We start from the raw sequence: 12646 nt of genomic DNA on the forward strand, positions 1-12646 counted from the left end.
ATGCCCGCCATGGCGCAGTGGCGCGCCAGGGCGGCGAGGGCGCCGCGCTGGCGGGCCTCCGGCACCGCGGCCAGGAGGGCCTGCCACTCGCCCGGCAGGTCGCGGTGCGTGCGGCGGTCCGGGGCATGGGTGCCGAGGCGGCGCAGCACGGCCCGCAGGCCGGAGACCACGTTGCGGAAGCGCCCCTGGGTGATGCCGAAGGTGGCCGGGGTGTGCTGGAACAGCCGCTCGTTCAGCCAGGCCGGATCGCAGGGCACGGCCGCGGGCGGCAGCGAGAGCATGCGGGCCGCCGAGCGCAGCGCCGAGGCCAGGTCGCGGCGGCGGGTCTCGTCGAGGTCGGTCCAGTTGGAGATGGCCGCGAGCGCCTCGGCGAAGGTCGGCGCCGGGCGGCTGCTCTGCAGCGGCAGTTCGGGCTGGATGGGGGCGGTGTGCATCGGAACCTCGGCGGTTGGACAGGCGCGGCCAGTGGCGGCCATTCGTGAGGGCGTAGCAGGGTTCTTCACCGGCATTTGCTGCGCAGAGCCTGCACGAGAGGCCGCAAGTGCCTGATCAGGGCTCATCTTTTTCGGTGTCGGCGGCCGGCACCGTCGGCGGCTCGTCAGCGAAGCCGAGGGCGCGCAGCAGGTCGCTCTCGCGGATGAAGGCGGCGCGGCCGAAGCCGCCGGCCGGCAGCTTCCCTTGCCGGATCCAGCGGCGAATGGTGCGCGTGCTGCGGCCGACCGTGGCAGCCGCCTCGGCGTGGTTCAGCAGGCGGTCAGAAGCGGGCGGGGCCATCGCTCTCGCCCTCCGCCGCTGTCGTTCGCGCCTTCACGGCGAAAGCCTCGCGCGCCGCCTGGCGGGCGAGGCTTCGCACGAGGTCCGTCAGCGCTGTGTTCGCTGCCGGCTGCTCGGAGGGCGCCGTCCTGGGCTCGGGGTGACCAGCGATCGCCCGGATCGAAAAGGGGTGTTCGCGCATCGCGAGCACCTCTTCTATGGATCACTGCCCACCCGATCGACAGTCGGTTGGTCCAGAAATTGGCCGTCAATCGCCGGAAAACGGGGCCTTCTTGCCCCCCGGTCTCGTTGTTCCTTTAGGGAGGTGCTCTCTGAGGCCGGCCCTGATCGCGTTGCGAACCGAGCACCCGCGCATGTGCGTGCGCATCAATTCACGCAGAACATCCTCCGCGAAGTTAACAAATCCCCTGTTATTCCTGCTCAGACGAAGATCTTGCTTCAGCGTACTCTTCCAGATGCTGGCTAAGTTCTTCACCGCGAATATGAGGGGATCTGGCCTTCCGTGCCGTCCTTTGGGCTTGACCGGTTCGGCCGCCGCGGCGGCCTCCGCGCGAGCTCGATACGTCTCGAGCAAGTTGCGCAACTGCGACGCCGCGATGTGCGCGTCTCTTCGATCGAAGCGGGTGACGTCCGGCCAGTCCGCTGCCCGTCCATTATCTATGTCGTCGTACAGTTTGTGCACGTCGCGCACCAAATCGTCGACGTTCTTTGGTGTGATAGGCGAAGGAGAGCGCAAAAACAGATTGGCAAGATCGACATCGGTGAATTTGCTCATCTGCTCTAAATCGACCCGGGCGCACTCGGCCGCGAGCTTGAAGTCATCGCGACGGTCCGCGCCTCTGCCGGTTCTATTGTGATATTCCGCATACCTCAGGGTGTCTCGCAGGGCATCCGCCACGCGGCTTGCGGCACGATCGACAACCGCAGCCTGCGTCCCTGGCGCGGCATGCTTGCGGACGATAGCGATGATCTCGTCGCGACTCAGAACTGGCTGATTCTCTTGCATGGGCCCGCCATGCACGCACAGGGCGATTCACTGCCAATGCGAAAACCGCATGGCGAGGCCAGCAACCCATGACGGCAGCAACGGCCTCGGGCAGCGATCCTCGCCACGCAACTGTCTCCTGTGCGGGTATTCGGACTGCATCGGCCAAAAACTGCATGAGCAATCGCTCGCTGTGCTCAGCCTGGCATCCCGTGCCGCCGCGGCCTGCGCGGCCGCGCCGTAGAGGTCCGGCACCGCCGCCAGGCGCAACTCGGCGCAGAGCATCGCTGATGCGCTCGTGCTGCGTCCCGTTCATCGCATCGCCTCCGGCGCCATCGGCGCGGCGAACAGCGCGTCGTAGAGCGCGCAGCGCGGCGCCGGTTCAACATCGTGCCCTTTCTGCACAAGCCGGAGCGGCCCGACCGTCAGCTGGAAGAGAAGCTGATGGCCGAAGCGCCTGCCATCCTGCGTTGGATGATCGAGGGGTGCCTCGACTGGCAGCGGCGTGGTCTGACCCGCCCCCAGATCGTCGCGGAGGTCACGAACGATTACTTCGAAGCCCAGGACGTGATCGGGCGCTGGGTCGCCGAGCGCTGCATGCGTGACCCGCAGCTGCAGGAAAAACCGGGGTGACTCCTCGCGGACTGCCGCGCCTGGGCAACCGCGAACGGGGAAACGCCGCCCAATGCGCAGCAATTCAGAAGCGCGGTCGAGAAGCTACCCGGCGCCCGTTACGCCACAGTCCGGGGCGCGCAGCATGTGAAGGGGCTCGGTCTGCGGGTAGGCGCGGATGCTCGGTGGGTGGAGAGGGTGGAGGAGGGTGGAGGTCGATCCGGATAATCGGACACGCGCGCGCAGGGCGGCCGAACCGGAAAGTGCTCCACCCAGCTCCACCCTGACGAGGCCCGGCGCCACAATGGGGGGAGGCCAGTCCACAGCGGACGAAGACCAGCGACCGAAAGGAAGGCGTTTTGGCGAGGCTCGCTGCCGCCAATCTGGACAGGAAGTCCTGACCTCAGTGGTCTGAACGCACGAAAGGCCCCATCCGTCACCGGATGGGGCCTCGTGTCAGCTTTCGTTCTCCTCGTTCTGGGCCGCGGTCTCGAGCGCGCCGACGATGCCGTCGCGCTGACCGCGCATCGTGGTCTCTATCCACTCGAGTCGATGCACGGTCTCGGTCATCTTGCGGTTCACCTCGCGCCAGGCCTCGACAGCCTCACCCACGGTGAAGCTGCGATACTCGGCGAGGATGCGCGCGGCCTCGTCGTCGTGCAGACGGGCGAGCTGGTTGAGCCGCACCCAGACCGCGAAGAGCTGGTCGAGCGCGACGATGAAGTCCTCCGGCGGCACGCGCGCAGGCGCGCCGTCGGCAGGGATGCCTTCGGTCATGATGATGATCCTGATGATGTTGATGGAACGGCGGAACGGCAGTTCGGGCCAGATCCGCTATCCACGGGCGAAACAAGATCGCCGTGGCCCCATGCATATAGTTACGATAATACAATAAACAAGCTCACGTTGCGTGAGCGGCAGATCGCTGCCGATACTGCGCGTGAGAAGCAGTTGCCGGTGAGCCTCAACCGCTACTATCGGCACCTTGTCCGGGCTGCCTGGTATGCGATGGCGCTTCACGGTACCGAGGGCGAGATACTGCTCACTTCGGCGGGGAAGCCGACGCCGGGGATCGGCCAATGGGGGGAGATTTCGGAGCAACTCGCGGGATACCAGGACATCCTCGGTAGCCACACTGCGATGGTGGTGGCGGCGAAGCTGTTCCTAGACGATGCCGGAGCGACCAAGCGCGGCGCAGCTTCGCCTGACGGCCCTGGGAGCGTGCGGCGTCGTTCCACCGTGCTTCGTCAGTTGGCGATGACACACGATCTCCGCACGGCTGAGCCGGCAGAAGCGGTCGCCATGCTGCCTGATGAATTCGAGGCCTTCCGCGGCGGCCCTAAGCCACCGAGAAAGCGGAGCCTCCTACGTCGGCTAATCGGTAGCGACGATGCACGGCAATAGCTGCGCGGCGGCCACACCATGCGGTTCAACACGTGGTGGAGCCTGTTCTTGCGACGCGGGAGACTTCTCTCTGGCTTTCCTGGCAGGCCAAGCCTAGGCACGCCGGTACTGTGAAGTCCTGGCTCCGCAGACCGGCCAACAGCTTTTCGCAGAAGCCGGAGTCTACCGCCGAGACGACTTGGCACGCCGAGGATTTCCGAGCCGCCCCGGACCGGCCCGCCGTGGCCGACCCCTGGGCACTGGACGCCGCACCGACCGCCCTGCGCGAGCGTCCCGCACCTGCGCCAGATGCGGCGCCCGTGGGGCCCACAGCGCCGCTCGAACCAGCAGTCGGCACGACGGGTCGGTCAGCAGGCCGGGTCGGCCCCTTCGCGGGGGCGGGGCTCGAAGTCGGCGCGGCGCAGGCGATGCTTTTCGGGGCTGGTCTGTCCGCAGAAGCGCCGCCTCGGGCAGGCCCTGACGGGTGCGCTCGACGATGGGCCGATGCTCGGGCAACCGCTTCCACTTCATCAGACCCAACCCGGCACAGATGTCAGGAGTACAGAGGCTCATCGAAGCGATGAGATTGTCTCGCCCTTTGCGTTTCATTACGCAACATATAAACGTGAGAAGCGCAGGGGAGCCGTCCGGGCGGCCATTGGCACCAGGACCGGCGCCAGTACGAACTCAGGGTCTGTGACGCGATGTCCACGCTCACCTACAGCTCTGGCGTCAGCATGTGGGGCCCGGGTATGCCGGGCGACCTCAGCTACACCTTCGACGACTGGTACGCTTCGTTCAGCGGCGACCTGACCTCCGGCTTCAAGCTCGGCCCGATCAGCCTCGACCTTGGCTTCGCAAGAGTGGGCGGCAAGGTCGAGGCGTCGGCCGGCCTCGGCTACACTGCCGGCTTCGGCTTCCTGGCCCAGATCGAGCTGCGCGCCGGCGAGGTCGGCGTGGACTACGCGCTTCGGCTCGACGAACGGCTCTCCTCCGCCGCCGAGGCACTCAACGCCGATCCCTTCGTGGACACGGCGCGGTGGCAACTCGGCCGCACCGGGTTGACCTCCACCGGCCTCGACCTCGCCAACAGCTTCCTCAGCATCGACTTCCTCGCCGAGCTGCAGGCGGAACTGGCCCTCCGTGTCGCGGCCCATGCCTCCTTCAGTGTCGGGATCGGCGGGTTCAGGACCAAGACCTGGAAGATCGGCTTCGACGAGAGCTTTGGCGCGCAGCTCGCCGATTTCCGCCTCCGGCAGAACCTCTTCTACCTCTCCGGCGACATCGAGCCGCTCACGCTCGAGTACGAATACGGCCGCTTCACCGCCGGGTTTCCGGGGCCGATCGCCCTCGTCTCCGGCCCGGCAGCCGTTGGCGCCGACACGCCGCTCGGCCAGCTCCGCGTGGAGGGCCGCTCCGATCCCTTCGCCAGCGCCACGTTCAATGTCGCCTCCGCGATCGGCGCCCTTTTCGGTATCCCGCCGCAGGCCTTCCAGGACACCGAGAGCATCAACGCAGGCCCGCTGAGCCTCGGCTACGACTACACGACGCTCTTCGCCGGCCTGGTCGGCGAGGCAGCGCTCAAGCAGAGTTTCCAGTACACGCCATCCGCCGTGGACGTCGTCATGACGTCGAGCCTCGGCCAGGTCCTCACCGGCCAGTTGGGGGATGTCTTCGCCTTCGACACGCCCGAGGGCGAGGGCACGATCGACGTCACCGCGAGCTACAGCGTCCGCGGCACGCTGCGCACCGTCACCAGCATCGTGCTGACGAGTCGTCTCGAATTCCGTATCGCGGAGCTCGAAGCCTGGGGCTCGCTGAACCTCGGCGGGTGGGATCCCTCCATCGGGATCTCCCTCGGGCCGCTTGCGCAGGGCAGCGTGCCGATCGGCGGCGGCCTCGAGATTCCTCTCTTCACCAATGTCTTCGCCCTCCCGCTCGGCACGCAGACCGTCACCTACAGTCTCGCCTATGAGAACTTCCGCACCGGGACGGAGGGCGCGGACAGCCTCCAGCTGACGACCCGCCAGACGGTTTTGGACGCCCTTGGCGGCAACGATTCCATCACTGGCAATGCGCTCGGCAACCGCCTGACCGGAGGCGCCGGCGGCGACACACTTCTTGGCCTTGATGAGGCCGACACGCTGGATGGCGGCGCCGGCGACGACCGTCTGCTCGGCGGCAGCGGCGACGACACGCTGCTGGGCGGCGAGGCGGCCGACACGCTGCTGGGCGAGGCGGGCAACGACAGCCTGGCGGGCGGGGCGGGCGACGACCTGCTGGATGGCGGCAGCGGCACGGCCTGGCTGCAGGGCGGGGATGGCAACGACACCCTGGTCGCCATCGAAGGCTACAGCCTGGTCGAGGGCGGCGAGGGCGACGACCGGCTGGTGCTCGGCTTCGGCGCGGGCAATGCGCGGGGCGGGGCGGGCGCCGACCGCTTCGTGCTGCTGCCGCGCGACCCGGCGGCGACGGGCAACACCTCGCTCTCGCTCGAGGGGCTTGCGGCGGAGGACCTGCTCGACCTGTCCGTGCTCGGCGTGCCGGATGCGGATGCGCTGCGCGTGCTCGGCGCGGAGCGCGGTTTCGTCCTGCACTACGACGGCAGCTTCGTGCGGGTGGAGGCCGACTTCGCGGGCCTGTCGGTCGCCGAGATGATGGCCGCCGGGCGGGTGGCCTACGGCGCGGCTGCGGTGCTGCGGCCGGCCACGGAACGACGAGACGACCTGTTCGGCACGGCCGCGGCGGACACCATCGCCGGCGGCGGCGACGCCGACCGCCTGTTCGGCGGCGCCGGCGACGACCGTCTGCTTGGCGGCAGCGGCGACGACACGCTGCTGGGCGGCGAGGCGGCCGACACGCTGCTGGGCGAGGCGGGCAACGACAGCCTGGCGGGCGGGGCGGGCGACGACCTGCTGGATGGCGGCAGCGGCACGGCCTGGCTGCAGGGCGGGGATGGCAACGACACCCTGGTCGCCATCGAAGGCTACAGCCTGGTCGAGGGCGGCGAGGGCGACGACCGGCTGGTGCTCGGCTTCGGCGCGGGCAATGCGCGGGGCGGGGCGGGCGCCGACCGCTTCGTGCTGCTGCCGCGCGACCCGGCGGCGACGGGCAACACCTCGCTCTCGCTCGAGGGGCTTGCGGCGGAGGACCTGCTCGACCTGTCCGTGCTCGGCGTGCCGGATGCGGATGCGCTGCGCGTGCTCGGCGCGGAGCGCGGTTTCGTCCTGCACTACGACGGCAGCTTCGTGCGGGTGGAGGCCGACTTCGCGGGCCTGTCGGTCGCCGAGATGATGGCCGCCGGGCGGGTGGCCTACGGCGCGGCTGCGGTGCTGCGGCCGGCCACGGAACGACGAGACGACCTGTTCGGCACGGCCGCGGCGGACACCATCGCCGGCGGTGGCGACGCCGACCGCCTGTTCGGCGGCGCCGGCGACGACCGTCTGCTTGGCGGCAGCGGCGACGACACGCTGCTGGGCAGCCGCGGCAGCGACGTCATCGAGGGCGGCGCCGGCACCGACATGGTCGTCTACGGCGGACGTGCAGCGGACTATCTCATCCGCACCACCGCGAGCGGGATCCGGGTCTCCGACCTGCGCGCGGGGCGACCCGACGGGGTGGACACCCTCCTCAATGTCGAGGCGATCCGGTTTGCCGACGCGATCCTGTCGGGCGCCGGATCAGAGGAACTCGTGGCTGTCGGTGCCGGCGGCCGGCTGCATGTCGCAGGGCCCTCCAACTCGGGCCTGCAAGTCACCTTCGGTCCCGGCGGATCGGCGACGGTCTTCGCCGGAGCGCGTGCCGTGGCGATCGTCGGCGACAGTCTCGTCACGGACCTCGACGCGGAGAGCCTGGCGGCGCCGATCCTGCGCATGCAAGGCAATGCCGAAGCCAATCGGTTGACCGGCGCGGCATCGGCGGACCGCGCCGCAGGCGAGGGCGGGGCCGATACCATCTTCGGTGCCGAGGGGAACGACACGCTTCGCGGCATTGATGGGGACGACCTGATCGCGGGCGGCGCGGGCGGCGACTTCCTGCATGGCGGCGCCGGCGCCGACACCGCCAGCTATGCCGGCTCGGATGCGGGCGTGGCGGTGGACCTCGCGACCGGCGCGGCGGCCGGCGGGCATGCGTCGCAGGACACGTTCGGCGGCTTCGAGCATCTGCACGGCTCGGAGCACGCGGATACGCTGGGCGGCAACGCGGCCGCGAATTCTCTCTGGGGGGGCGCCGGCGCCGATGTGCTCTCCGGCGCGGCCGGAGACGACTGGCTAGACGGCGGCGCCGGCGCGGACACGCTGCGCGGCGGCACCGGCCACGACACATTCCTGGTGGACGATCCGGGCGACGTCGTGGAGGAGAGCGGGCCGGGTCGCGACCGCATCCTCAGCACCATCGGCTGGATCCTGCCCGATCTGGTGGAGGACCTCGTCCTGCTCGGCGCCGAAGGGCTGCAGGGCACCGGCAACATCCTGTCCAACCGCATCGCCGGCACCATCGGTGCGGACACGCTGGATGGCGGGCCGTCGGGCGCCGACACGCTCCTGGGCGGCGAAGGCGACGACCGCTACCGCGTGCTGCGGCCGGGGGTCGTCATCGTCGAAGCGCCCGGCCAGGGTACCGACACGCTGGAGACCACGCTCAGCGCCCTGACGCTGGCGGCTGGCCTATCGGTCGAGCGGCTCGTCTATGCCGGTGCGTCGGCGATCGCCGCCACCGGCAACGAGCTGGACAACCTCATCCTCGGCGGTGCCGGGGCCGATACGCTCTCGGGCGGCACGGCAGGCGCGGATACCCTCGCCGGTGGCTCCGGCGACGACGTCTACCTGGTCGAGCGCCTCGGCATCCTGGTCGAGGAGGCACCGGGCGGCGGGTACGACACGCTGCGCACCGCGCTGGCGAACTTCATGCTTCAGGTGCCCGGCGTGGAAGCGCTGGTCTATGCCGGCACCGTCGCCTTCCGCGGCACGGGCAGCGGCGCCGACGAGGCCCTCACGGGCGGCCGCGACCGGGACACGCTGGTTGGGCTCGCCGGGGCCGACACGCTGTCGGGACTGGGCGCCCCCGACCTGCTGGAGGGCGGCGCGGGGCATGACCTGCTGCGGGGAGACGGCGGGAACGACCGCCTGTTCGGCGACGCCGGCGCGGACACGCTGCAGGGCGGCGCGGGCGCCGACCTGCTGGATGGCGGCGCGGATGCGGACCTGCTGGACGGTGGCGAGGGCGACGACCAACTGCGGCTCGCGCCCCAGGGCGACATCGCCCTGGGCGGCGCGGGCGCTGACCGCTTCGTCCTCGCCGGCCGCCTGCCGCCGGAGGGGCAGGCCTTCGGCGTCGCCACCGTGCTCGACCTCGGCGCGGAGGATCTTCTCGATGTCGCGCAACTCGGCATCGCCGATCGCGCCGTCCTCGCCGCACTTGTCCTCCCCGGGGGGGCGGGCTGGCACCTGCAGCTGCGCTCGGGCGGCCTGGTCACGACCTGGAGCTTCGAAGCGTCGGACCTGTCCCTGCTGCCGACCGAACGGATCCTGTTCGACACCTCCTTGGCCGCGCGCCAGCTCTCCGGCACGGCGCAGGCCGACGACCTGCTTGGCGCGCTCGGCGCCGACCTGCTGGACGGCGGGGAGGGGAGCGACCGGCTGTTCGGTGCCGCCGGCAGCGACAGCCTTGCGGGCGGCGGCGGCACCGACCTGCTGGACGGCGGCGCGGACGACGATGCGCTGGATGGCGGCGCGGGCGACGACACGCTGCGCGGCGGCGCTGGGGCGGACACGCTCCGCGGCGGCGCGGGCTTCGACAGCCTCGAGGGCGGAGAGGGCGACGACGTGCTCCTGCCTGGCGTCGCGGCGCGGGATGCAGTGGGCGGGGCGGGCACCGATCGCTTCGTGCTGGCCGACTACATCGGGGCCGGGCAGTCCAGCAGCCTGCTGATCGGCGATTTCCAGCCGGACGACCTGCTGGATCTGCGCGAGGTCGGCATCGCCGACGCCCCCACGCTGCGGGCGCTGTTCGGATTCGGCGGGTTGCGCACCATGACCCTGTGGGATGCGGGCCATGCGATCCGGATCGAGATCCCGGCCCTCGATCCAGCCGCGCTGCCGGCTGCGGGCATCCTCTTCGATACCGATCCTGCACCGCGGACGCGGCTCGGTTCGGCCGACCACGACGTCCTGCTCGGCGGGCTGGGCGCCGACACGCTGGAAGGCAATCTCGGCGATGACTTCCTCGCCGGATCCGCCGGCGACGACCTGCTGGACGGCGGCGGCGGACCGGACACGCTGTTCGGCGGCGCCGGCGCCGACACCCTGAACGGCGGCGAAGGCCAGCTGGACGCGGTGCGCTACGACGGCCTCTCCACTGAGTATCGCATCGAGGATCTCGGTGGCGCCTACCGCGTCACAGACCTGCGCCCGGCCAGCCCTGACGGCGTGGACCTGCTCCACAACGTCGAGATACTCGAGTTCGCCAATGGCGGGGTGCCGGTCGGCTACATGGTGAGCAGCGATGCGATCGGGCTGCCCTCCGGGCTGCTGGAGCTGCGCGCCTCGACCTTCGTCGGCGTCCTCACCGCGACCCTGCAGCCCGGAGGCGGCGTGGTCGTCACGGCGGACTTCGCTCCCGTCGTGCCACGCGGCGTGACCACGGGGCTGATCGGGATCGACGCATCCGGTACCGGTGCCCACACGACGACGCTGACCGGCAATGCGGCGGGCAACGTGCTGATCGGCGGCCGCGCCAACGACACGCTGCGTGGCGAGGGCGGCGACGACATCCTCGCGGGCGGGCGAGGCAACGACCGCCTGGCGGGCGGCGAGGGGCAGGATGCGGCCCGCTTCTCGGGCAACCTGGACGAATACATCGTCGTCAACGACGGCAGCACGGTCACCGTGCGCGACCTGCGCCCGGGCAGCCCCGATGGCGAGGATCTGCTCGCTGGTATCGAGTACCTCACCTTCGCGGACGGCAGCATCGTGACGCCGCAGCCGGTCGGCGTGACGGCGACCGGCGCGGGCGGTGCGCTGCTGCTCGAAGGGACGACCGCCGAGGAGGTTCGCGCCGTTCTCGCCGCCTCCCCTGGCGTCAGCGCGCCTCAGGTCCGGCAGGGCGCTCAGCTCCTCACCGTCGGCGGCACGGCCACGGGAATCCAGGTCGTGGACGCGACCGCGCTGGTCGCGCCGTCGGTACGGCTCACCGGCAACGGCGCTGCGAACCGCCTGACCGGCGGCGGTGGCGACGACTGGCTGTCGGGCGGAGGCGGGGACGACACGCTCTCCGGCGGCGACGGGAGCGACGTGATCGACGGCGGGGATGGATACGATATCGCGATCTTCGCCGGAAGCCGCATCGATTATCTCATCAGCCGCATCGGCGGGCTCAGCGTGATCGACGTCCGGGAGGGCGGCGAGGGCGGCGCGGACCGCCTGTCGCGGATCGAGCTGCTGCGCTTCGCGGACACGGACGTCGCGGTCACGCCTGCAACCGGCGCCGTCGAGGCGCTGGCGGCTGACGGCGCGCTGGTGGTGGCCGGCGACGCCACGGCGCCGATCGAGGTCGCGATGAACGGACTCGCGACGACGGTGCTGATGGGCGGCGTTCCCGTGCCGATCGAAGGCAACCCGGACGAACTCGCCGCAGTCTCCGCGCAGGCTCTGCGAGGCGCCGGCTTGCACGTGACCGGCGACGCGGCGAGCAATTTCCTGTTCGGATCTCTGCAGGACGACACGCTCTCTGGCGGAGGTGAGCGCGACCTGCTCTCGGGCGGCGCAGGCAACGACCTGCTTCTCGCCGGCGAGGGCGACGATGTGCTCGAGGGCGGCGGGGGCGCCGACATGCTGGAGGGCGGGGCAGGTCGCGATCTCGTCTCCTACCGCTCGGCGTCGGGCGGCATCGTGGTGGACCTAGCCCAACCCGGCGCAAACACCGGGATCGCGGCAGGGGACAGCTTCGTCGGCGTGGAGAACGTCGAGGGTGGCGCCGCGGCGGACACGCTGCGGGGCGACGACCACGCCAACGCGCTGGACGGCCTTGCGGGGAACGACTCTCTCGCCGGGCGTGCCGGCGACGACACGCTGGTCGGCGGTGTCGGCGGCGATGTCCTCGATGGCGGCGCCGGCGCGGACGTGGCGAGCTATGAGGGGGCTGCCGAAGGTGTCGCCGCGAGTCTTCCGGATGGGGGCGGCACCGGCGGCGACGCGGCTGGCGACAGCTTCGTCTCGATCGAGGGCCTGGTCGGCTCGAGCCATGTCGATACTCTCGTGGGAGACGAGGGGGCCAACCGCCTCACCGGTGGGGCCGGAAACGACCGGCTGCTGGGCGGGGCCGGCGGGGACAGCTTCATCTTCCTCGGACCCGGCGACGGGACCGACGAGATCCTAGACTTCACGCCGGGCGAGGACGTCATCCTGTTCTCGCTTGCGGGGTTCGGAATCTCAGCGCCAGGCGACCTGGTGTTCGACAATTCCGGCGCTCCGCCGAGCGCGAGCACGCAGCAGATGCTGCTGTTCGACCCGGCCTCGGGCAGGCTGTCCTGGGACCCGGATGGGAGTGGGCACGTGGTCGCAACCAGTCTTGCCGTGCTGACCGGGGCGCACATGCTTGCTGCCAGTGATCTTGCCTTTCACTGATTCGAGCCACGACGATGGGGCTCGATAGGGCGGGCTCGGCATTGACCTGCCCCCGTAGAAGCGGTCCGCCGGTAATGTAATCCGGCGGCAGTGACCGTGGACCCGAAACTGGCCCGCCCGAGGGGAGAGCTTCCAGGCTTCTGACCGTGGACCCGAAACTGGCCCGCCCGAGGGGAGAACTTCCAGGCTTCACGAGCAGCCCTTCCGGGCTGCTTTGGCAGCGAATTCCTGAGGCGTCAGGTGCCCCAGGGCACTGTGAGGACGGGGC

The 12646-nt window shown here is 70.4% G+C and carries 7 protein-coding genes; 3 read left to right on the top strand and 4 right to left on the bottom strand.

The features are described 5' to 3' along the window. The 3 genes from OZN99_RS14655 to OZN99_RS14665 all read right to left on the bottom strand — a co-directional run. On the bottom strand, positions 1-434 hold a 434-nt coding region (locus OZN99_RS14655), incomplete at its 3' end, for a hypothetical protein (protein ID WP_408611846.1). 115 nt (positions 435-549) lie between these two features. Then, the gene (locus OZN99_RS14660) at positions 550-774 is read right to left on the bottom strand and encodes a helix-turn-helix domain-containing protein (RefSeq protein WP_270935987.1); all 225 of its coding nucleotides are present in this window, start codon (positions 772-774) and stop codon (positions 550-552) included. Between the two features lie 247 nt (positions 775-1021). Beyond that, a complete protein-coding gene (locus OZN99_RS14665) occupies positions 1022-1780 on the bottom strand; it encodes a hypothetical protein (RefSeq protein WP_270935988.1) in 759 nt (252 codons plus the stop codon). 369 nt (positions 1781-2149) lie between these two features. Here OZN99_RS14665 and OZN99_RS14670 point away from each other — a divergent pair, with 369 nt between their 5' ends. Next, positions 2150-2392, top strand: a complete 243-nt coding sequence (locus OZN99_RS14670; protein ID WP_270935989.1) for a hypothetical protein — start codon at positions 2150-2152, stop codon at positions 2390-2392. Positions 2393-2827: 435 nt separating this feature from the next. On the opposite strand, the gene OZN99_RS14675 is transcribed toward OZN99_RS14670, so the two are convergent. Continuing rightward, complete coding sequence (locus tag OZN99_RS14675; RefSeq protein ID WP_270935990.1) at positions 2828-3148, bottom strand: hypothetical protein; 321 nt, start codon at positions 3146-3148, stop codon at positions 2828-2830. Between the two features lie 129 nt (positions 3149-3277). Here OZN99_RS14675 and OZN99_RS14680 point away from each other — a divergent pair, with 129 nt between their 5' ends. Both OZN99_RS14680 and OZN99_RS14685 read left to right on the top strand, forming a co-directional pair. Next, positions 3278-3775 (top strand): hypothetical protein, encoded by a 498-nt coding sequence (locus OZN99_RS14680; RefSeq protein WP_270935991.1) that lies wholly within the window; start codon positions 3278-3280, stop codon positions 3773-3775. A gap of 683 nt (positions 3776-4458) precedes the next feature. Next, a complete protein-coding gene (locus tag OZN99_RS14685) occupies positions 4459-12378 on the top strand; it encodes a calcium-binding protein (RefSeq protein WP_270935992.1) in 7920 nt (2639 codons plus the stop codon). The last annotated feature ends 268 nt before the right edge of the window (positions 12379-12646 follow it).

Origin of the sequence: Falsiroseomonas oryzae (assembly GCF_027856955.1) — a bacterium.
GTDB lineage: Bacteria > Pseudomonadota > Alphaproteobacteria > Acetobacterales > Acetobacteraceae > Falsiroseomonas > Falsiroseomonas oryzae.

Excerpts from the sequence above, each read along its gene's own strand:
- OZN99_RS14685 (WP_270935992.1), top strand. The coding sequence starts at position 4,459 with ATGTCCACGCTCACCTACAGCTCTGGCGTCAGCATGTGGGGCCCGGGT.
- OZN99_RS14665 (WP_270935988.1), bottom strand. The coding sequence starts at position 1,780 with ATGCAAGAGAATCAGCCAGTTCTGAGTCGCGACGAGATCATCGCTATC.
- OZN99_RS14660 (WP_270935987.1), bottom strand. The coding sequence starts at position 774 with ATGGCCCCGCCCGCTTCTGACCGCCTGCTGAACCACGCCGAGGCGGCT.
- OZN99_RS14675 (WP_270935990.1), bottom strand. The coding sequence starts at position 3,148 with ATGACCGAAGGCATCCCTGCCGACGGCGCGCCTGCGCGCGTGCCGCCG.